Below are 21,167 nucleotides of genomic sequence, written 5' to 3'. Positions count from 1 at the left end.
CCCGCTTTTGTTTCGTCAACCGCGCCGGCGGGAGGAAGGACGATGAAGAAGTTCCATTGCGCTGCCCGGATCCCCGTCATGGCCACGCTGATCGCGATGACGCTTGGCATCGGCGCGTTTCCGGCGCGCGCCGCGCACGCATCCGCTGCCGACGCGGATGCCTCGCCGGCCCTGGTTCCCGCGCCGGCGCGGCTGCAACTGGCGCGAGGCTCGTTCACCGTCTCGGCCGGCACGCCGCTGCTCGCCGAGGGCGAGGCCGCGCGCGCCGAGGCGCTGCGGTTCGCCGCGCTGCTGACCAGGACCGGCACGCTGGCGCTGAAGCTTTCCAGCACGCCGGCAAGCGCTGGCGCGATTACCTTCGCCCTCGACGACGCGCTGCCCGGGCAGTCGCCGGAGCGCTATCGCCTGCGCATCGACGCCGAGGGCGTGCGCCTCGTCGCCGCCGACGCGCGCGGCCTGCACTACGGCGCGGTCACCCTGTGGCAGCTGCTCACCGCCGATACGAGTGCCAACGGCGCGGCGCGATCGCTGCCGGCGCTGGTCATCGACGACGCGCCGCGCTTCGGCTGGCGCGGGCTGATGCTCGACTCGGCGCGCCACTTCCAGGGCATCGACGAGATCAAGTCGCTGCTCGACGCGATGGCGCTGCACAAGCTCAACACCTTCCACTGGCACCTAACCGACGACCAGGGCTGGCGCATCGAGATCAGGAAATACCCGAAGCTGACCGAAGTCGGCGGCTGCCGCCTGCCCGCCGGCGATGGCGCCGTCGATCCGGCCAGCGGCCAGCCGCGCCGGTACTGCGGCCACTACACCCAGGAGCAGATTCGCGAGGTGGTCGCCTACGCGGCGCAGCGCCATATCACCGTGGTCCCGGAGATCGACGTGCCCGGCCACGCCACCGCCGCCATCGCCGCCTATCCCGCGCTCGGCGTCGTCGACACGCCGCTGGCGCCGACCACCGAGTGGGGCGTGTTCCCCAACCTGTTCAACGTCGAGGAGGCCACGTTCCGTTTCCTGGAGGACGTGCTGGCCGAGGTCGTCGAACTGTTCCCCGGCCGCTACGTCCACGTCGGCGGCGACGAGGCCATCAAGGACCAATGGCAGGCCTCGGCGCGCGTGCAGCAGCGCATGCGCGAGCTCGGCGCGGCCGACGAGATGGCGATGCAGAGCCAGCTGATCCGGCGGCTGGAGAAGTTCCTGTCCGCGCGCGATCGCCGATTGATCGGCTGGGACGAGATCCTCGAGGGCGGGCTGGCGCCGCAGGCCACGGTGATGTCCTGGCGCGGCATCGACGGCGGCCTGCAGGCCGCGCGCATGGGCCACGACGTGGTGATGGCGCCGTCCTCGGAGGTGTACCTGGACTACCTGCAGACCGATTCGCCGAACGAGCCGCCGGGCCGGCCCGGCGCCATGACGCTGCGCCGCGTCTACGAGTTCGAGCCGGTGCCGGCCGCGCTGGAGGACGCCTACCGTCCGCACATCCTCGGCGTGCAGGCCAACGTCTGGACCGAGCACATGCGCAGCTACGCGCGGGTCGAGCACGCGGTGTTCCCGCGCATCGCCGCCGTCGCCGAGACCGGCTGGTCGCCGGCCGCGCGGCGCGACTACGGCGACTTCCTGGCCCGCCTGCCCGCGCAGCTGCGGCGCTACCGCGCGCTCGGCATCGGCTACGCGCGCACGCCGTTCGAGGTGCGCTTCGACGTCCGCCACGACGCGGCCGCGGGGCGCGCCACCGTCGCGCTGGGCAACGCACTGGACTACCCGGACATCCGCTACACCCTCGACGGCCGCGATCCCGGCCCGCAATCGCCGGCCTACCGGCAGCCGCTGGCGCTGACGCCCCCGGCGCTGCTGAAGGCGGCGGTGTTCGCCGATGGCCAGGCGCTGGCGCCGCCCAGCGCGCTGGCGCTGGAGCCGGCCTCCACCTGGACGCGCAGCGACGAGACGCTGCAATCGTGCAGCAACCGCCTGGTGCTGCGGCTGGAGGACGACGGCCCGGCCGAGGGCGAGCGCGCGGTGTACGACGTCGACATCTTCGATCCGTGCTGGCGCTGGAAGGCCGCGCCGTTGCAAGGCGTGACGCGCGTGCGGGTCCGCGCCGGGCGCATCCCGTACTACTTCCGACTGGCCCACGACGAACCGCACCGCCGGTTCGCCCCGGCGCGCTCGCCGCATGGCGAGATGGACCTGCACACCGGCGCCTGCGACGGCCCGCGGCTAACCAGCGTACCGCTGCCGGCGGCGCCGGGCGCGGACGGATTCGTCGTCCTCGATGCCGAGTTCCCCGCGCAGGCGGCCGACGCCGATCTGTGCATACGCTTCACCGGCGACACCCGGCCGCGGATGTGGGTGCTGGATCAGGTCACACTACGAGCGCCGCAGGGACGATAGCGGCCGGTTCGCGCGGCGGATGAGGACGCCGCTCCCTCTCTCTCTCTCTCCGGGCCCGGGATTCCGGGCCGCTTTTTTCATCCAACCCAGGAGGAATCCAAGATGAGCAATCCGCATCACCGGCAGCGATGGTGGTCGCTGGCGAGCATGGCGGCGCTGGCGCTGCTGGCCGCCTGCGGCGAAAGGCCGGCCGCGACCGATGCCGCCACGCCGCCAGGGCCGATCGAGATCCGGGCCGAGCGCCTGCCGCTGATTCCGCAACCGGTCTCGGTGAAGGCGGGCGAAGGGCGCTTCACCATTGATGCGGAGACCGCCGTGATCGGCGAGGGCCAGGCCGCCACGGTGGCGCGGCAGTTCATCGACCTGCTCGGCCGCACCACGCCGCTGAAGCTGCGCGACGCCGCGGCCGCCGACGGCTCGCCGGCGATCGTGTTCGCGCTGGATCCGGCCGCCGCGCAGTCTTCGCCGGAAGCCTATTCGCTGACCGTCGCCCCCGAGGGCGTGCGGGTCAGCGCCGCCGACGCGCGCGGGCTGTTCTACGGCGCGGTCACCCTGTGGCAGCTGCTGTCCGGCGAACCGGGCGATGCGGTGTCGCTGCCGGCGCTGGCCATCGACGACGCGCCGCGCTTCGGCTGGCGCGGGCTGATGCTCGACTCGGCGCGCCACTTCCAGAGCATCGACGAGATCAAGTCGCTGCTCGATGCAATGGCGCTGCACAAGCTCAACACCTTCCACTGGCACCTGACCGACGACCAGGGCTGGCGCATCGAGATCAGGAAATATCCGAAGCTGACCGAGGTTGGCGGTTGCCGCATCCCCGCGGGCGAGGCCGGCGTGGCCGGCGACGGCCAGCCGCGCCGGTACTGCGGCCACTACACCCAGGACCAGATCCGCGAGGTGGTCGCCTACGCGGCCGAGCGCCACATCACCGTGGTACCTGAGATCGACGTGCCCGGCCATGCGCAGGCCGCGGTGTCCGCCTATCCGGAGCACGGCGTGGTCGACGGCCCGACCTCGCCTTCGCCCGACTGGGGCGTCAATCCCTACCTGTTCAACCCGGCCGACGAAACGCTGGCGTTCCTCGAGGACATCCTGGCCGAGGTGATCGAGCTTTTCCCGGGGCGCTACATCCACCTGGGCGGCGACGAGGCGGTCAAGCACCAGTGGAAGCAGTCGCCCAAGGTGCAGGCGCACATGCGCTCGCTCGGCATCGCCAGCGAGGAAGCGATGCAGAGCCACATGCTCAAGCGCCTGGAGAAGTACCTGGAGGATCACGATCGCCGCCTGATCGGCTGGGACGAGATCATCGAGGGCGGCCTGCCGCCGCAGGCCACGGTGATGTCCTGGCGCGGCATCACCGGCGGCATCGAGGCCGCGCGCCACGGCCACGACGTGGTGATGGCGCCGGGCAGCACGCTGTACCTGGACTTCCTGCAGACCGACCTGCCGGACGAGCCGCCGGGCCGGCCGGCGTTCATCTCGATGCAGAAGATCTACGACTTCGACCCGGTGCCCGCCGAACTGGACGAGGCGCAGAAGAAGCACGTCATCGGTGTGCAGGCCAACGTCTGGACCGAGCACATGCGGCTGTTCCCGCGCGTGCAGCACAACGTGTTCCCGCGCCTGTCGGCGCTGGCCGAGATCGCGTGGACGCCGCAGGACAGGAAGGACTACCAGGACTTCCTGGCGCGCCTGCCGGCGCAGTTGCAGCGCTACCGCGCGCTGGAGATCCCCTACGCGCAGACCGCGCTGTCGGTGGCGATGACCCATCGCGAGGATCGCCAGGCCGGCAAGGTGACGGTGGAACTGTCCAACCCGCTCGGCTACGACGACATCCGCTACACCACCGACGGCAGCGCGCCCACCGCGCAGTCGCCGCGCTACGAGGGCCCGATGGCGCTGTCGACGCCGGCGACGCTGCAGGCGGCGGCGTTCTTCGATGGCCGCGCGGTCGCCAGCCAGGCCAATGCGTGGACGCTGGACGACGCCTCGCTGCGCAGCCGCACCGACAAGACCCTGGCGCAATGCCCGGACAGCGGCCGGCTGGTGCTGCGGCTGGAGGACGACAATCCCGCCGAGGGCCCGCGCGAGACCTTCGACGTCACCATCTTCAACCCGTGCTGGCTGTGGCCGGATGCGGATCTGCATGGCGTGGCCTCGGTGAAGGCGCGCATCGGGCGCATCCCGTACAACTTCGGGCTGGACAAGGACGAGGCCAACCGCCGCTTCCGCAAGCCGGTCGCCGCGCACGGCGAGTTCGAGGTGCGCGCCGGCTGCGACGGCCCGGTGCTGGCCACCGTGCCGCTGCCGCAGGACGCCGGCGCCGACGGCTTCGTCGAACTGGAAGCGCCGCTGAAGGCGACCTCGCCGCGCGCCGACCTGTGCGTGACCCTCAGCGGCGACACCCGGCCGCGGATGTGGGTGCTGAACCGGCTCACCCTCCAGGCGCAATAGGCAGCGGTTCCGCCCAGGACCAAACGCGAAGAGCCGGCGATCGCCGGCTCTTCCTTTTTGCGCGCAGGACATGGAGGCTGGGAGTCCTGCGCTGCCACCCTGTAGAGCCGAGCTTGCTCGGCTGCTTCCCGCTTCCCGCGCAAGGCGAGCCGAGCAAGCTCGGCTCTACAACGGAGCATCTGCCGCGTCCTGTAAGCGCGATTCCAGGCACAGCAGCCGTTGCTCCCAGCCGATGAACAACCCCGCAGCTGCCACCCTGTAGAGCCGAGCTTGCTCGACTGCTTCCCGCTTCCCGCGCAAGGCGAGCCGAGCAAGCTCGGCTCTACAACGGAGCATCTGCCGCGCCCTGCAAGCACGATTCCGGCACAGAAGCCGTTGCTCCCAGCCGATGAACAACCCCGCAGCCGCCACCCTGTAGAGCCGAGCTTGCTCGGCTGCTTCCCGCTTCCCAGGCACGGCCAAGCCGAGCAAGCCCGGCTCTACAACGGAAGCGTCTGCCGCGATCTAGACGCGCGATTCCAACCGCAACAACAGCTGCCGCCACGGCGTCAGCGCGGTGGACAGCCCGACAAGGACACCCAGCGCATTGGCCAGCGCGTCGAACGGATCCTGCATGCGGGTGGCGGTCAGCGCGCCCTGCGCGATCTCCAGCCCCACGCCCAGCGCCACCAGGCCCAGCGCGCAGGCCAGCCAGGCGCGCGGCGTGCGGAACAACTGCACCGCGCCCGCCGACAGGGCGAAGTAGGCGAGGAAATGCTCGACCTTGTCGCTGCCCGAGGGCAGTTCCGGCATCGGCGGCGGCGGCAGCAGCGACAACGCGATCACCATGCCGACCGCCACCAGCCACAATCCCAGCCACAGCCCCGGCCGGCGGAAGGGATGCATCGCCGCGCGCATCACAACCGCCAGCCCAGGTCGTTGAAGGCGAACGCGGCGTCGAAATCCACCCCGCGCGAGAACCCCATCGCCTGGAAACGCTCACCCATCGCGTCGGGCAGGGTCAGTTGTCGCGCCTCGTTGCGCAGGCGCAGGCGCGCCTGTTCGTCCGGCGCCTGCGCCTCGGCTTCCTCCAGGCGCTGCTGCAGGCCGTTGCCGAGCAGGAAGCCCGACTGCGTGCAATAGCCGGCGAGGTCGAAGCCGGCCTGCGTGCCGGCCTCGGCCAGCGCGGTGAAGTCCACCGATGCGGTGATGTCCTGCAGGCCCGGCCAGCGGTACACGTCGTTGTGCACCTGCTGGCGGTAGAACGCGCGCACGGTGCCGTTGCCGCGCTCGGGCAGGTAGTACTCGCGGCGCGGATGGCCGTAGTCGAAGAACAGCATCGCCCCCTCGCGCAGGCCGCCCATCACCGCCTGGATCCAGTACGGCAGGTGCGGCAGCAGTTCGGCGCGGTAGCCTTCGGCGAACGTCGTTTCCAGGTAGCGCTCGGCATGGCGCACGCCGCCGGCCAGCAGCGCATCGGCCGGGAACCACGCCGGCACCAAGCGATCCTGCGCATCGAGCGCCACGCCCTCCTCGAAGACTTCGCCGTCGCGGATCAGGAAGCGCGGCGTCGGCAGCGCGTCGATCACCTCGTTGGCGAACAGCACGCCGTTCCATGCTTCCTCCTGCGGCCGATCCAGCCAGCGCACCCGCGCGAACACCGACGGGCTCGTCGCACGCTCCAGCCTTTCGCGCTGGCGCTCGCGCAGGTCCGCGCTCGGTTCGAGGATGGCGTAGCGCGCCGGCAGCGCGTCGAGCGCCTGCAGGCGCGCCAGCAGCGCCTCGGCGAACGCGCCGCTGCCGCCGCCGATCTCGACGAACTGCGCCTCCGATCCGAGCTGCCGCAATACCGGCGCGACCGCTTCGGCCACGCATTGCGCGAACAGCGACCCCAGTTCCGGCGCGGTGACGAAATCGCCGGCGCGGCCGAACTTGGTGCTGCCGGCGCTGTAGTAGCCCAGCCCCGGCGCGTACAGCGCCAGCTCCATGAAGCGCCAGAACGGAACGGCGCCGCCGGCGTCCACGATCTCCTCGCGGATCAGCGCGCGCAGGCGCTCGCTGTGCGCCAGCGCGTCGGCATCGGGCATCGGCAGTTCGGGCATCGGCGCATCCGCACGTGACAGGCGCCGCATTGTACGCGGCGGCCGCGCCGCGGAGATCGCATGGCCTTCACTCGCGCCGCGACCGCGCGATCTAGAATCCCCGCACACCGCCAGCGTGGAGCCGCCATGACCTATTGCGTCGGCATCGAAGTGGACGAAGGACTGGTGTTCGCCGCCGACACGCGCACCAGCGCCTCGTTCGACGACGTGCGCGTGTATCGCAAGATGCACGTGTTCGAATGGCCGGGCGAGCGCGTGTTCGTGATCATGTCCGCCGGCAACCTGGCGACCACCCAGCTAGCGCTTTCGCGGCTGCAGCGCGACATCGACAACCCGGGCGCGGCGCGCAGCCTGCGCACGTTCGCCCACCTCTACGAAGTGGCCGAGTACGTCGGCGACACCCTGCTCGCCAGCCAGGCCCGGGTCAGCGACGAGGATCACCGGCGCGGCGTCAACGTCGAGGCCACGCTGATCATCGGCGGCCAGATCGCCGGCGGACGGCCCGGCCTGTACCTGGTCTATCCGCTCGGCAACTGCATCGCCACCTCGCCGGAAACGCCCTACCTGCAGATCGGCGAATCCAAGTACGGCAAGCCCATCCTCGATCGCATCCTGCGCCCGCAGCTGCCGCTGGAGGACGCGGCGCGCTGCGCGCTGGTGTCGCTGGACTCGACCATACGCTCCAACCTGTCGGTCGGCATGCCGCTGGACCTGGTGCTGCTGCGCGCCGGCGACCTCAAGGTCACCCAGCGGATGCGGCTGGAACGCAACACGCCGCTGTACGCCGAGATCCACGACACTTGGTCGCGCAAGCTGGAGGCGGCGGTGGCCAGCCTGCCGCGCTTTCCGTGGGAAGCGCCGCGCTAGCCGGCGTGGAATGCACCGGCGCGCGTATCCCGATAGAGTGATCCGCCCGATGCAGGAACCCGCGATGCCCGCCGAGAGCCGCCCAGTCGCCCTGATCACCGGCGCCGCCAGGCGCGTCGGCGCGGCGATCGCGCGCGGCCTGCACGCCGACGGCTACGATCTGGCGCTGCACTACCGCCGCTCCGGCGAGGAGATGGAGGCGCTGGTCGGCGAGCTGGAACAGGCGCGCCCGGGCAGCGTGGTGACGGTGCAGGCGGATCTGGCGCAGTTCGACCGGCTGGCGGAGATCGTCGCGCGCGCGGTCGGCCACTTCGGCCGGCTGGACGCGCTGGTCAACAACGCCTCGGCCTACTACGCCACGCCGATCGGCAGCACCACGCCGCAGCAGTGGGACGAACTGTTCGCCTCCAACGCGCGCGCACCGTTCTTCCTGTCGCAGGCGGCCGCGCCGCACCTGCGCGCCCGCGGCGGCGCCATCGTCAACTTGGCCGACATCTACGCCGAGCGCCCGCTGGCCGGGCATACCGTGTACTGCATGGCCAAGGCGGCGCTGGTGATGATGACCAAGTCGCTTGCGCGCGAACTCGGCCCGCAGGTGCGCGTCAACGCGATCGCGCCGGGCAACGTGCTGTGGTCGGACAACCCGGTCAAGGCCGAGACGCTGGACATGGTGCGCGAGCGCACCGCGCTGCAAAGGCAGGGCGCGCCGGAGGACATCGTCTCGGCGGTGCGCTGGCTGCTGCACGGCAACGGCTACGTCACCGGGCAGGTCATCGCGGTGGATGGCGGGCGCTCGGTTTTCATCTGAGCGGCGACCAATCCGTCATCCCCGCCTGCGCGGGGATGACGAGCATGGATGACCAGAGAGATCCCTGGTTCCCTAACGCCGCAGCACCTTCTCCACCAGCTCGCGGAACAGCGGTGCATCCAGCTTGGCCTCGTTGCGCCAGATCACCGCGCCACCGGCATCGCATTCGCCGACCAGGTCGATGTCGATGACGCAGGGCGCTCCCGGCCGCCTGCCCAGCCGGTGCTCCAGCGCCTTCAGCCCGTCGGCGAACCCTTCGCGATCGAGATCGCTGGAGAACAGCAGCGCCTGGTTGGCGTAGCGGGTCGCATCGCCCTCGACCACGCTGGGGCCGTGCACCACGCCGCTGCGCGCCAGGATGCGGCCATGCCGCTTGAGGCCGTCGCGCGCCTGGCGCAGCCGCCCTTCCTCGTCGGTGGCGGTGCCGAGCAGCAGCAGGTAGCGGTGGGACATCGAGAATCGGCCGGGAATCGCGAAAGGGCCGCCATCATCGCAGAAGCGTGCCGGGCACGTCAGTCGGCGCGTCCGCGCTCGATGATCACGCCCACCGCGACCGCGTTGCGCACCGCGCCGGGCTTGCTCAGCTTCAGCCGCATCCAGGCCACGCCGAATTCCTCCATCACCAGCGCCACGCAACGCTCGGCCAGCGTCTCCACCAGCCCGAACTCGGAAGCCTGCACGAACGCCGTCACCCGCTGGCTGATGGCGTCGTAGTCCAGCGTATCGGCCACTTCATCACTCGCCGCCGGCCTGCGGTTGTCGAAGCCCAATTCGATGTCCAGCCGCAGCGTCTGCCGGATGCGCCGCTCCCAGTCGTGGATGCCGATGACGGCGTCGGCTTCGAGGCCTTCTATGAAGATTTTGTCCATGGGTGGGCTAGGGGCTAGGGGCTAGGGGCTAGGGGCTAGGGGCTAGGGGCTAGGGGCTAGGGGCTAGGGGCTAGGGGCTAGGGGCTAGCAAAGGCTAAGCGCGGTTCTTCGCTTTTACTAACCTCTAGCCCCTAACCTCTAGTCCCTCGCTGCCGCCAACGGCGGCAGCAACGCCATATCCCACCGCGGCGTCACCTTCACCCCGGCGTCCTCGCGCTGGCCGGCCTCCAGGCGCAGCGCGCCGGCGAAGGCGATCATCGCGCCGTTGTCGGTGCACAGCGCCGGGCGCGGGAAGCAGGCGCGGCCGCCGCGCTGCGCGCACATCGCCTGCAGCCTGGCGCGCAGGCGCTTGTTCGCGCCGACGCCGCCGGCGACGACGATGACGTCGCTGCCGGCCGCGTCCAGCGCGCGCTCGCACTTGATCGCCAGCGTGTCGACCACCGCGTCCTCGAAGCCGCGCGCGATGTCGGCGCGGGTCTGCGCCGACTGGTCGCTGTCGCGCCAGGCCAGCAGCACCTGGGTCTTCAGGCCGGAGAAGCTGAAGTCCAGGCCAGGGCGATCGGTCATCGGGCGCGAGAACCTGAACGCCCCGGGCCGGCCCTGCTCGGCCAGCGCGGCCAGCTGCGGGCCGCCGGGATACGGCAGTCCCATCAGCTTGGCGGTCTTGTCGAAGGCCTCGCCGGCGGCGTCGTCCAGGGTCTCGCCGAGCAGCCGGTAGCGGCCGATGGCGTCGACCGCGACCAGCTGGGTGTGCCCGCCGGACACCAGCAGCGCCACGAACGGCGGCTGCGGCGGGTCGTCCTCCATCAGCGGGGCCAGCAAGTGGCCCTCCATGTGGTGCACGCCGACCGCCGGCAGGTCCAGCGCCCAGGCCAGTGATCGCGCCACCCCGGCGCCGACCAGCAGCGCGCCGACCAGGCCAGGACCGGCCGTGTAGGCCACCCCGTCCAGCTCGTCCACGGACAGCCCGGCCTCGGCCAGGGTCTGCCGGATCAGCGGCAGCAGCTTGCGCACGTGGTCGCGGCTGGCCAGTTCCGGCACCACCCCGCCGTACTCGGCGTGCAGGGCGATCTGGCTGTAGACCGCGTGCGCGCGCAGCCCCGCCGCGCCGGGGCGGCCGGTGTCGTAGACGGCCACGCCGGTCTCGTCGCAGCTGGTTTCGATGCCTAGCACTTTCATCCAGGCAGTATAGGGGCCGGTTGCACCCGGCCCAAGGCCGTCGCTATAATGCGCGGCTCACCCGTTCTGGTCGGGTGTGCGAGTCCCTTCGCAACGGTCCGCCCGTCCCTGGCCGGACTGCCAAAACCACCGAGATTACGTATGCCCAGCGTCAAAGTCCGCGAAAACGAGCCGTTCGAGTTTGCGCTCCGTCGCTTCAAGCGCACCTGCGAGAAGGCCGGCGTGCTGGCCGAAACCCGCAAGCGCGAGTTCTACGAGAAGCCGACCCAGGAACGCAAGCGCAAGGCCGCCGCCGCGGTGAAGCGCCAGCTGCGTCGCTCCTCGCGCGACGTCACCAAGCGCCAGCGCCTGTACTGAGCACGACGCGGGTCGCCTCCCGCCGCCGGTCCGTCCGGTGGTGGCGAGACCCCACGAAGCCGGCCCGCATCCGCGTCGCCGGCTTTTTGTGTTTTTGACCCCCGCCGACCCGGCCCGCGCCGGTTCGGCCCGCCCGAGGAACCGGACATGTCCCTGAAAGAACAGCTCACCGCCGACATGAAGGCCGCGATGAAGGCCGGCGACAAGGACACGCTGGGCGTGGTCCGCCTGATCAACGCCGCGATCAAGCAGCGCGAAGTGGACGAGCGCGTCGAGCTGGACGACGCCGCCGTGCTGGCGGTGCTGGAAAAGATGGTCAAGCAGCGCAAGGACTCGGTGAGCCAGTACGAGGGCGCCGGCCGCGAGGATCTGGCCGCCGTCGAGCGCGCCGAGATCACCGTCATCGAGCGCTACCTGCCGGAGAAGCTCGGCGAGGCCGAGATCCAGGCCGCCATCGATGCCGCCGTCGCCCAGACCGGCGCCACCGGCCCGGCCGACCTCGGCAAGCTGATGGGCGTGCTGAAGCCGCAACTGGCCGGCAAGGCCGACATGGGCCAGGTCTCGGCGCTGCTGAAGAAGAAGCTGGCTGGCTGATACGGCGTTCTCTTCTCCCGTCGCTGTAGAGCGGAGCTTACTCCGCTGCCCTCGACACAGGTTCCAAAGCAGCCGAGCAAGCTCGGCTCTACATGAGGCGCGCGCCTGCGTCGCATCGGGCGACTCGCCCGTCTCCCGCCGGCCGGGCACCGCAGCGCTGACCCGCCCGTCACGCCGCCGCTGCTGCAATGGTCCTTCCCTTCTGCGCGGATGCGACCGACATGGCGACGATCTCCTCTTCCGGGACACGCAAGCTCGCGGCCTTCCCCGCGATCGCGGCACTGGCGCTGGCGCTGGCCGGCTGCATGAGCAGCGGCGATCCGCCGGTGGACGACGACACCCAGGTCGCGCAGGCCGGGGCCGATGACAGCGCCGCCGCACCGGCCGGGGAATACCCGATCGGCACCGGCCCCAACCCGGTGCTGCCCGAGCCGGATTCGTCGACGGTACCGGTGGTCGAGATCGCCCCGGCGGTGGGCTGGCCGGAGAACGGCCAGCCGACGCCGGCCGCCGGCTTCACGGTCACCGCCTTCGTGCGCGGCCTGGACCATCCGCGCCAGGTGCTGGTGCTGCCCAACGGCGACGTGCTGGTCGCCGAGGCCAACAAGCCGGAGACCGAAACCACGCCCGGCCCCAAGCGGATGGCGATGAACGCGGTGCAGAAGCGCGCCGGCGCCGGCGTGCCCAGCGCCGATCGCATCAGCCTGCTGCGCGACGCCGACGGCGACGGCGTGGCGGAAGTGCGCGAGACCTTCCTGGACGGGCTGACCTCGCCGTACGGCATGGCGCTGGTCGGCGACACCCTGTACATCGCCAACGCCGACGCGCTGGTCAAGGTGCCCTACGTCGCCGGCGCGACGACCAGCGCCGCCAGGCCGCAGAAGGTCGCCGACCTGCCGGCCGGACGCAACCACCACTGGACCAAGGCGCTGGTCGCCAGCGCGGACGGCAGCCGGCTGTACGTCGGGGTCGGCTCCAACAGCAACATCGCCGAGAACGGCATGGAGGAGGAGGTCAACCGCGCCGCCGTGCTGGAGATCGATCCGGCCACCGGCGCTGTGCGCAACTACGCCTCCGGCCTGCGCAACCCGACCGCGCTAGCGATCAACCCGCACGATCGCAGCCTGTGGGCGGTGGTCAACGAGCGCGACGAGATCGGCAACGACCTGGTGCCTGACTACCTGACCTCGGTGCGCGAGGGCGCGTTCTACGGCTGGCCGTACAGCTATTTCGGCCAGCACGTCGACACCCGGGTCGAACCGCAGGATCCGGACCTGGTCGCGAAGGCCGTCGCGCCCGACTACAGCCTGGGCTCGCATGTCGCCCCGCTGGGCCTGGCCTTCTACCGTGGCGACGCGCTGCCGGCGCGCTATGCCGGCGGCGCCTTCATCGGCCTGCACGGTTCGTGGAACCGCAAACCGAAGGTCGGCTACTCGGTGGTGTTCGTGCCGTTCTCCGGCGGCCGCCCTTCCGGTCCGATCGAGACGGTGCTCGGCGGTTTCGTCAACGACGACGGCGATGCGCAGGGCCGTCCGGTCGGCGTGGCGATCGACGCGCGCGGCGGCGTGCTGGTGGCCGACGACGTCGGCAACGTGATCTGGCGCATCGGCGCGCCGGGCAACGCGGCGGCCGCGCCGGCCACGGGCCGCTAGCCGGTGTCCGCGACGGCTGGCGGCACGCCTGCCGCGCCCGCATCCGACGGCCGCGCGGTGGCGCCAGCGGCGCCCTCGCGCACGCAGGCAGCCGCGGCCGGCCGCATCGAATCCATCGACCTGGCGCGCGGCATCGCCGTGTGCCTGATGATCCTCAGCCACGGCACCAACGGGCTGATGCCGTTCGACGACTTCCCCGACTGGGGACAGGTGCCGGTCCACGCGATCACCAAGTTCTCCTCGTCGCTGTTCTTCATCGTGTTCGGCATCGCGCTGGCGGTGGCGTTCGTGCCGAAGACGGCCTCGCCGGACTGGCCGCGGCGGCGCAACCGGCTGCTGTGGCGCGGCGTGGTGGTGCTGTTCTGGTACAAGGTGCTGACCGTGGTCGAGCTGTGGGACCGCGGCCGCGGCGAGATCGTCGATCACCTGCTGTACCGGGATTTCCCCTCGTTCGTCGAGATCCTGGGCTTCTACGCCATCGCCCTGCTGTGGATCCCGTGGCTGCTGCCGCTGTGGGCGAAGGCGCCGGCGTGGCTGCGCTGGCTCAGCCCGCTGCCGGTGATCTACGCGTCGTGGTGGCTGCTGGAGAACTTCGGCTTCTGGGGCGTGCCGCAGCTGCAGGCGCTGCTGGTCGAGCACCCCGACTACTACACCTGGGGCCAGCTGGCGCGGCTGCCTTTGGTGATGATCGGCCTGCTGGTCGGCGGCCTGCTGCTGCGCTGGAACGGCCGCATCGGCACGCGCTGGCTGCTGGCCGGCGGCATCGCGCTGGCGGGCATGGTGCTGCTGGCGTGGTTCGCGCTGAGCGCCGACGAGATGCGGCCGCTGCTGGTCGCCATCGCGCGCAACGTCGGCAAGCATCCGCCGGACATGATGTTCACGCTGTACAGCGTCGGCGGCGCGTTGCTGCTGCTGGCGCTGTCGATCGCCGGCGGCGCGCTGCTGGCCAGGGCGATCAAGCCCGTCACGATCGTCGGCAGCGACGCGCTGATGGCGTTCATCGTCCACATCAGCGTGATCTTCATCCTGTTCCGGAACGTGCTCGGCTACTACCAGGCGGTGTCGTACGAGCGCGCACTGGTATTGACCGCGATCCTGATCGTCGCGACCGCGGCGTGGATCTGGCTGTGGCAGCGGCTGACCGCCACGCTGGCGCGGCGCGGGCGCGAAGCGACGCCGCAACGGGATTGAGGTGTTCAGCCGCGATGCGGCGCCTTCACGCCACAATCCGGCGGCGATGAACAGGGTGCTCTCCACCGCCATCGCCACCGCCGCGCTGCTGGTCGCGCCGAGCCGTCTTTCCGCCGCACCGCCCGTGCCGCCGACGCAGGCGGTGCCGGTGCCGGCCTGGACGCTGTCGCTGCACAAGCGCCTGGAGGCGGCCGATGCGCGCTTCGCCGGCGACATCGGCGTCTACGTGCATCACCTGGACCGCGACGAGTCGTTCTCCTACCGCGCCGAGGAACCCTGGTATCTCGCCTCGGGGGTGAAGGTGCCGGTGGCGATCGCGGTGATGCGCGCGATCGAGCGCGGCGAGCTGTCGCTGGCGACCCGGCTGACGCTGCGCGAGACCGACTTCGTCGATGGCGCCGGCGGCACCAACGCGCACCCGCCCGGCACGCGGCTGACGGTGTCCTACCTGCTCGAGCAGATGATCGTGCACAGCGACAACACCGCCAGCGACATGCTGATCCGCGCCGTCGGCATCGCCCGCGTCAACGCGGTGGCGGCCGAGCTGATCGCCGCGCGCGGCGTGGAGATCACCTCGCTGGCCGACGTGCGCCGGCGCGCCTACGGCATGCTGCACCCGGCCGCGGCCGGCTTGCGTTCGAGCGATCTGCTGGCGCTGCAACGCAGCGGCGCCGGCCAGGCGCGGGTGCGCAAGCTGGCGCAATTGCTGGCGGTGGAACCGGCCGATTTCCTGCTGCCGGACCTGGACAGCGCGTTCGAAGCCTACTACGCCACCCACGCCAACAGCGCCACGCTGGTCGACTACGGCCGCATGCTGGCGTCGCTGGCCGACGGCCTGGCGCTGGGGCCGGACGCCACCCGCTACCTGCTGGACCTGATGGCGCGCGTGCAGACCGGCGATCGCCGCATCCGCGCCGGGCTGCCGGCGCGGGTGCGGTTCGCGCACAAGACCGGCACGCAGTACCGGCGCACCTGCGATCTCGGCATCGCGACGGTGCCGCCGCCTGCGCCACGCACGCGCGGCGCCTTGCCGGCGCTGCCCGCCCGGGTGGTGATTGCCGCCTGCGCGCGTGGCGCCGGCACCGCGGCGGCCGAGCGCGCGCTGCGCGACGTTGGCGCCGCCGTCACCGCTTCGGGCGTATTCGTGGAAGCTCCCGCGGTCCCGACCGTGTCGCCGCCGATCGTCCCGCCATGAACGCCTCGCGCCGTCGTCCTTCCTTCCTGCATGTCGCTGTCGTGTTGGCCGCAGTGGCCGGGCTGGCCGCTTGCCGCGGCGAACCCGAGTCGCCGGTCGAGCAGCAGGCCGCGGCCGCCGCTCCGCCTTGGGTCGCGCCGCTGGCCGAGGCCGTCGATGCGATCGACGCGGCGATGCCCGGCGACTTCGGCGCCTACGTCGCGCGCTTCGGCGAGGCGGCCGGCACGCTGGATCGCGGCGACGGCCGGCGCTGGTACCTGTCCTCGACCATCAAGGTGCCGGTGGCGATCGCGGTGCTGGAGGAGGTCGACGCCGGCCGGCTGTCCCTGGACGAGGAACTGGTGCTGGCGCGGACCGATTTCGTCGACGGCGCCGGCGACCTGCTGCAGCACGATCCGGGCGCGCGCTTCAGCATCGCCCAACTGCTGCGGAAGTCGCTGCGCGACAGCGACAGCACCGCCACCGACATGCTGATCCGGAAGGTCGGCGAGGATCACCTCAATGCGCGCATCACCGACTGGGTCGGCGACGGCTTCGGCCCGATCACCACGATCCTGCAGGTGCGCTACGACGCCTACGGCGCGCTGCATCCCGGCGTGGCCAAGCTGGACAACATGCAGCTGGTCGCGCTGCGCAACGCCGAGGCCGGCGAACCGCGGCTGCGCGCGCTGGCCGACGCGCTCGGCGTGCCGCGCGAGGATCTGCGCGCCGACTCGTTGCAGGCGGTGTTCGACGACTACTACCGCAGCGGCAGGAACGCCGCCACGCTGCCGGCGTTCGCGCGCCTGCTCGAACGCGTGGCCGCCGGCGAACTGCTCTCGCCCGCCGGCACCGGGCTGCTGCTCGATCACATGCGCGGCATCAGCACCGGCGATCGCCGCATCGCCGCCGGCCTGCCGGACGGGACCGACTTCGCGCAGAAGACCGGCACCCAGCAGGGCCGCGCCTGCAACGTCGGCATCATCGACGCGGCGCGCGGGCAGGAAGGCGCCACCGTGGTGGTCGCCTGCGCCGAAGGTTTCGAGGATCTGGCGCAGGCCGAGCAGGCGTTCCGGTCGCTCGGGCGCGCGCTGGGCGCGATGCCGGGAAGCGGCGGCGCATCCTGAAAGCCCGATGCGCGTTCGCATCGCCGCATCGGTATCGGCATGGCCCCGGGTGCGGGCACAATGCCGGCGGCTTTCCGTGATTCCTCCGCCATGTCCACCACTGACGCCTCCACCCGCATCTACCTGCGCGCGGCCACCGCCGCCGATGCGCCGCTGATCCTGGCGCTGATCGGCGAGCTGGCCGATTACGAACGGCTGCGCCACGAAGCGGTGGCGACAGAAGCCGATTTGCTCGGACACCTGTTCGGCCCGCGGCCGGCTGCGGAAGTGGTGATCGCCGAATACGACGGCGAAGCGTCCGGCTTCGCGCTGTTCTTCCGCAGTTTCTCCACCTTCCTCGGCAAGCCCGGCCTATACCTGGAGGATCTGTTCGTGCGTCCGGCGCTGCGCGGCCACGGCATCGGCAAGGCGCTGATGGTCCACCTGGCGCGGCTGGCGGTGGCGCGCGGCTGCGGTCGCTTCGAGTGGTCGGTGCTGGACTGGAACGCACCGGCGATAGGCTTCTACCGCCGCCTCGGCGCGATCGGCATGGACGGCTGGACGGTGCAGCGGCTCGATGGCCAGGCGCTGCGGGCGCTGGCCGAATCAACCTGAGCGGTTGGCCGGCTTGTCCGCGCCGGCTGCGTATACGCACCGCCGACACGGTCCGCGCGATGCTGGTGCCGTCCCCCGACGAGACGCCTCCCGCCGATGTCCCGCCTGTCGCCCGCCAAGCTGCGTCGTCACCTGCAACGCCTGCAGCAGAGCCTGCCGGCGGCGATGGTGAACCGCTTCATCGAGATCGACCTGATGACCCAGGCCGCCTCGCTGGCGTTCTACGCGCTGCTGTCGCTGGCGCCGCTGCTGGTGCTGCTGCTGTGGCTGACCGCCTCGCTGTACCCGCCGGCGCAGCAGTCGCTGATCGACCAGATCGGCGCGCTGGCCGGGCCCAGCGCGGCCACCGTCGCCGATACCGTCATCGCCAACGCGACCGACCAGCCCAGCGTCGGCTCGCTGGCCGGGCTGTGGAGCACGCTGCTGCTGTTCGTCGGCTCGACCATCGTGTTCGCGCAGTTGCAGGGCGCGCTGAACCTGATCTTCCGCACCGACGCGCAGCGCCTGAACGGCGCGCTGGCCTGGCTGAAGAAGCGGGTGTTCTCGATGGGAGTGGTGCTGGCGCTGGGCTTTTTGCTGATCGTGTCGATGATCGCCACCACCGCCTTGCAGGTGGTGTTCGCGCGGATGCCGTCGGTGCTGCCGGCCATCGGCTACGCCACCACGCTGGTGCTGTACGCGCTGGCGTTCGCCTTCCTCTACCACTACCTGCCGGACCGGCGGGTGGAATGGCGGCAGGCGTTCCTGGGCGGGGCGATCACCGCGGTGCTGTTCGCGCTCGGCCGCTACCTCATCGGCCTGTACCTGGCGCAGGCGGCGCCGGGCAGCGCCTACGGCTCGATGGGCGCGCTGGCGCTGCTGCTGATCTGGCTGTACTACGCGGCGGTGGTGTTCTTCGCCGGCGCGCTGCTGACCGCGGTCATCGACGAGCGGCTGCGCTCGCGGCACAGGCTGGAGGACGCCGGGATGAAGGCGCCTCCGTCCCGCTGAACGCGTGATCCCGCCGCCCGCCGGCCGGCTCGCCCGGCCACGGCGGGATTGACAGGCGTCGCCGCGACCGCCCGACCGGCCACGACGCCGCGGCGTGGCATCCTATGCGGGCATGGCCCGCATCCCCGACGCCTTCATCGACGAACTACTCGCCCGGACGGACATCGTCGAGGTGGTCGGCGCGCGCGTGCCGCTGAAGCGGCAGGGCAAGGAATACTCGGCCTGCTGCCCGTTCCACGACGAGCGCTCGCCGTCATTCACGGTCTCGCCGGTCAAGCAGTTCTACCACTGCTTCGGCTGCGGCGCGCACGGCACCGCGCTGTCGTTCCTGATGAACTACGACCGGCTGGAGTTCCTCGACGCGGTCGAGGAACTGGCGCGGCGCAACGGCATGGAAGTGCCGAAGGAAACCCAGCGGCGCAACCAGGACGACGACAGCCGCGAGCTCTACACCGCGCTGGAGGCGGCCTCGCGCTTCTTCCAGAAGCAGCTGGCCGGCAGCGACAAGGCGCGCACCTACCTGGACGGGCGCGGCGTGGACGAGGCCGTCCGCGCGCAGTTCTCCATCGGCTACGCGCCGGACGGCTTCTCGGCGCTGCGCGATGCGCTGGGCACCGACGAGCGCAGGATGAAGCTGCTGGATCGCGCCGGGCTGTTCTCGAAGAACGATCGCGGCCACGTCTACGACAAGTTCCGCGACCGGGTGATGTTCCCGATCTTCGATCGGCGCGGCCGGGTGATCGCCTTCGGCGGGCGCGTGCTGAACAAGGACGATGGCCCCAAATACCTCAACTCGCCCGAGACCGCGCTGTTCCACAAGGGCCGCGAGCTGTACGGGCTGTGGCAGGTGCGCCAGGCGCACCAGAAGATCGCCCGGCTGATCGTGGTCGAAGGCTACATGGACGTGGTCTCGCTGTTCCAGTACGGCGTCACCGAGGCGGTGGCCACGCTCGGCACCGCGACCACGCCGGACCACGCCGAGCTGCTGTTCCGCAACGCGCCGGACGTGTACTTCTGCTTCGACGGCGACGCCGCCGGGCAGCGCGCGGCCTGGCGCGCGCTGGAATCGGTGCTGCCGCGGATGAAGGACGGGCGCCAGGCGATGTTCCTGTTCCTGCCGCAGGGCGAGGATCCGGACAGCATCGTGCGCAAGGAGGGCGCGGCCGGCTTCGATGCGCGCCTGCAGCAGGCCACGCCGCTGTCGCAGTTCTTCTTCGACGAACTGGGCAAGGACATCCGCCTGTCCACGCTGGACGGCAAGGCGCGGCTGGCCGAACGGGCCAGGCCGCTGCTGGCGCAGATCCCCGACGGCGCCTTCGCCGACCTGATGCGCCAGCGATTGACCGAACTCACCGGCGTGGGCGCGGCGAACGCGAACGCGCCCACCGCGGTCGCCATGCCCGCGCGCGCGCGCCGCCCCGCGCAGGGATCGCCGGCGCACAAGCCCAGCCTGGTGCGCAGCGCGATCGTGCGCCTGCTGCACAAGCCGGCGCTGGCGCTGGCGCTGCCGGCGCCCTACGGCTTCGCCGGCCTGCGCCAGCCCGGCGTGGACCTGCTGATCGAACTGCTGGACACCGTGCACGCGCGCCCGGACATCAGCACCGGCGCGCTGCTGGAGCACTACGCCGAGCGCGAGGAAGGCGCGGCGCTGCAGAAGCTGGCGATGCAGGACATCCCCGGCGACGAGGAAAGCTGGCGGGTCGAGCTGCTCGATGCCGCCCACCAGCTCGAAAAGCAGCTGCTGCAGCAGCGCATCGACGAACTGCAGGCCAAGCAGCGCGAGAGCGGCCTGGACGAGGCCGACAAGTACGAACTGCGCGCCCTGCTGCAGGCGCGCGTGGCGCGTCACTGAATCCCGCCTCCATTCCCGCCCTTTGCATGAAGGCTGTAGAGCCGAGCTTGCCCGGCTCTACAGCGTGGTGGATGCCGCGCCACGCGCGGGGGTATTCCCCGGCCCGCGCCGGGCCTAGACTGGCGTCGTCCTTCACTTCCCGGAGCCGTCATGCGCCTGGCGAAACTGCCCGTCCTCCTGCTCGCCCTGTCCTGCACCCTGCCCGCGCTGGCGCAGACCGCGCCGGTCGAACGCCTCCATGTCGGCAACCGCGTCAGCGAGAACGTGCCGGAGATCCCGACCGAACTGCTCGAGCGCCTGAACCGCTACCAGAACACCCGCGGCGCCGGCGTCAGCGGCTGGACCCCGGACGGCTGCCTGCTGATCGGCACGCGCTTCGCCGAGACCAGCCAGGTGCACCGCGTCTGCCAGCCGCTGGGCATGCGCGAGCAGCTGACCTTCCACCCCGAGCCGGTCGCCGGCGTGGTGCCGTCGCCGCCGGGCGCGTGGCGGGAAGGCTTCGTGTTCGCCAAGGACAAGGGCGGCGACGAGTTCTCGCAGCTGTACTGGTTCGACGTGCAGACCCGCAGCACCACGCTGCTGACCGACGGCAAGCGCAGCCAGAACGGCGGCACCGTGCTCAACCGCGACGGCTCGCTGATGGCCTATTCCAGCACCGCGCGCAACGGCACCGACCGCGACGTCTGGCTGCGCGACACCCGCGCCGGCACCTCGCGGCTGCTGCTGTCGGCGGGCGGATCGTGGACGCCGCTGGATTTCTCGCCAGACGGCAAGTCGCTGCTGGTGTCGCGCTACGTCTCGGCGGCCGAGTCGCATCCGGGCGTGGTCGACGTGGCCACCGGCAAGCTGCGGCTGTTCCCGGTCGAGGGCGGCAAGGCCGCGTTCGGCCGCTTCGCCTACGCGCCCGACGGCAAGGGCGTGTACTTCGTCTCCGACGAGCCGGTGGACGGCAGGCCGGCCGAGTTCCGCAGCCTGCGCTTCCAC

At 71.2% G+C, this 21,167-nt stretch carries 19 protein-coding genes; 13 read left to right on the top strand and 6 right to left on the bottom strand.

Annotated elements, in window-relative coordinates:
• The first annotated feature begins 78 nt into the window (after positions 1-78).
• A complete protein-coding gene (locus AAG688_RS01760) occupies positions 79-2,394 on the top strand; it encodes a beta-N-acetylhexosaminidase (RefSeq protein ID WP_411833656.1) in 2,316 nt (771 codons plus the stop codon).
• Positions 2,395-2,496: 102 nt separating this feature from the next.
• Positions 2,497-4,848, top strand: a complete 2,352-nt coding sequence (locus AAG688_RS01755) for a family 20 glycosylhydrolase (protein WP_411833655.1) — start codon at positions 2,497-2,499, stop codon at positions 4,846-4,848.
• A 504-nt stretch (positions 4,849-5,352) separates the two neighbouring features.
• Here the strand turns inward: AAG688_RS01755 and AAG688_RS01750 are convergent.
• Positions 5,353-5,745 carry a VanZ family protein gene (locus AAG688_RS01750; protein WP_411833654.1) on the bottom strand — a complete coding sequence of 131 codons (393 nt, stop codon included), beginning with the start codon at positions 5,743-5,745 and terminating at the stop codon, positions 5,353-5,355.
• Positions 5,745-6,929, bottom strand: a complete 1,185-nt coding sequence (locus tag AAG688_RS01745; protein ID WP_411833653.1) for a class I SAM-dependent methyltransferase — start codon at positions 6,927-6,929, stop codon at positions 5,745-5,747. The genes AAG688_RS01750 and AAG688_RS01745 overlap by 1 nt, the downstream gene beginning before the upstream one ends.
• Positions 6,930-7,055: 126 nt before the next feature.
• Here AAG688_RS01745 and AAG688_RS01740 point away from each other — a divergent pair, with 126 nt between their 5' ends.
• Together AAG688_RS01740 and AAG688_RS01735 are read left to right on the top strand one after the other, a co-directional pair.
• On the top strand, positions 7,056-7,796 hold the full coding sequence (locus AAG688_RS01740; protein WP_411833652.1) for a 20S proteasome subunit A/B: 741 nt from the start codon (positions 7,056-7,058) through the stop codon (positions 7,794-7,796).
• Positions 7,797-7,860: 64 nt separating this feature from the next.
• The gene (locus AAG688_RS01735) at positions 7,861-8,604 is read left to right on the top strand and encodes a pteridine reductase (protein ID WP_411833651.1); all 744 of its coding nucleotides are present in this window, start codon (positions 7,861-7,863) and stop codon (positions 8,602-8,604) included.
• Positions 8,605-8,676: 72 nt separating this feature from the next.
• On the opposite strand, the gene AAG688_RS01730 is transcribed toward AAG688_RS01735, so the two are convergent.
• The 3 genes from AAG688_RS01730 to tsaD form a co-directional block, all read right to left on the bottom strand.
• Positions 8,677-9,057 carry a 2-amino-4-hydroxy-6-hydroxymethyldihydropteridine diphosphokinase gene (locus tag AAG688_RS01730; protein WP_411833650.1) on the bottom strand — a complete coding sequence of 127 codons (381 nt, stop codon included), beginning with the start codon at positions 9,055-9,057 and terminating at the stop codon, positions 8,677-8,679.
• A 59-nt stretch (positions 9,058-9,116) separates the two neighbouring features.
• Positions 9,117-9,473: a dihydroneopterin aldolase gene (gene folB / locus AAG688_RS01725; RefSeq protein WP_411833649.1), complete on the bottom strand. Its 357-nt coding sequence runs from the start codon at positions 9,471-9,473 to the stop codon at positions 9,117-9,119.
• Positions 9,474-9,611: 138 nt separating this feature from the next.
• Positions 9,612-10,652 (bottom strand): tRNA (adenosine(37)-N6)-threonylcarbamoyltransferase complex transferase subunit TsaD, encoded by a 1,041-nt coding sequence (gene tsaD, locus AAG688_RS01720; RefSeq protein ID WP_411833648.1) that lies wholly within the window; start codon positions 10,650-10,652, stop codon positions 9,612-9,614.
• 141 nt (positions 10,653-10,793) lie between these two features.
• Between tsaD and rpsU the strand changes: the two genes are divergently transcribed.
• The 9 genes from rpsU to dnaG all read left to right on the top strand — a co-directional run bounded on the left by rpsU (position 10,794) and on the right by dnaG (position 20,183).
• A complete protein-coding gene (gene rpsU / locus AAG688_RS01715; RefSeq protein WP_002808376.1) occupies positions 10,794-11,009 on the top strand; it encodes a 30S ribosomal protein S21 in 216 nt (71 codons plus the stop codon).
• Between the two features lie 147 nt (positions 11,010-11,156).
• Positions 11,157-11,603 (top strand): GatB/YqeY domain-containing protein, encoded by a 447-nt coding sequence (locus AAG688_RS01710; RefSeq protein WP_411833647.1) that lies wholly within the window; start codon positions 11,157-11,159, stop codon positions 11,601-11,603.
• A 221-nt stretch (positions 11,604-11,824) separates the two neighbouring features.
• Positions 11,825-13,255, top strand: coding sequence for a PQQ-dependent sugar dehydrogenase (locus AAG688_RS01705; protein ID WP_411833646.1), 1,431 nt, complete (start codon positions 11,825-11,827; stop codon positions 13,253-13,255).
• A gap of 3 nt (positions 13,256-13,258) precedes the next feature.
• Entirely contained in the window at positions 13,259-14,446 is a 1,188-nt protein-coding gene (locus AAG688_RS01700) for an acyltransferase family protein (RefSeq protein ID WP_411833645.1), read from the top strand.
• 46 nt (positions 14,447-14,492) lie between these two features.
• A complete protein-coding gene (locus tag AAG688_RS01695) occupies positions 14,493-15,641 on the top strand; it encodes a serine hydrolase (RefSeq protein ID WP_411833644.1) in 1,149 nt (382 codons plus the stop codon).
• Complete coding sequence (locus AAG688_RS01690) at positions 15,638-16,747, top strand: serine hydrolase (protein ID WP_411833643.1); 1,110 nt, start codon at positions 15,638-15,640, stop codon at positions 16,745-16,747. Before AAG688_RS01695 ends, AAG688_RS01690 begins: the two co-directional genes overlap by 4 nt.
• Before the next feature lie 90 nt (positions 16,748-16,837).
• Positions 16,838-17,341 carry an N-acetyltransferase family protein gene (locus AAG688_RS01685; protein WP_411833642.1) on the top strand — a complete coding sequence of 168 codons (504 nt, stop codon included), beginning with the start codon at positions 16,838-16,840 and terminating at the stop codon, positions 17,339-17,341.
• Positions 17,342-17,437: 96 nt separating this feature from the next.
• Positions 17,438-18,331: a YihY/virulence factor BrkB family protein gene (locus AAG688_RS01680; RefSeq protein WP_411833641.1), complete on the top strand. Its 894-nt coding sequence runs from the start codon at positions 17,438-17,440 to the stop codon at positions 18,329-18,331.
• 112 nt (positions 18,332-18,443) lie between these two features.
• Entirely contained in the window at positions 18,444-20,183 is a 1,740-nt protein-coding gene (dnaG, locus tag AAG688_RS01675) for a DNA primase (protein ID WP_411833640.1), read from the top strand.
• Between the two features lie 132 nt (positions 20,184-20,315).
• Here the strand turns inward: dnaG and AAG688_RS01670 are convergent, their stop codons facing one another.
• On the bottom strand, positions 20,316-21,167 hold the full coding sequence (locus tag AAG688_RS01670) for a hypothetical protein (RefSeq protein ID WP_411833639.1): 852 nt from the start codon (positions 21,165-21,167) through the stop codon (positions 20,316-20,318).

The sequence above is a fragment of the Pseudoxanthomonas mexicana genome, assembly GCF_046736355.1.
In the GTDB taxonomy this organism is placed as follows: domain Bacteria; phylum Pseudomonadota; class Gammaproteobacteria; order Xanthomonadales; family Xanthomonadaceae; genus Pseudoxanthomonas_A; species Pseudoxanthomonas_A mexicana_B.
This window is presented reverse-complemented; position numbering and strand designations above follow the sequence as displayed.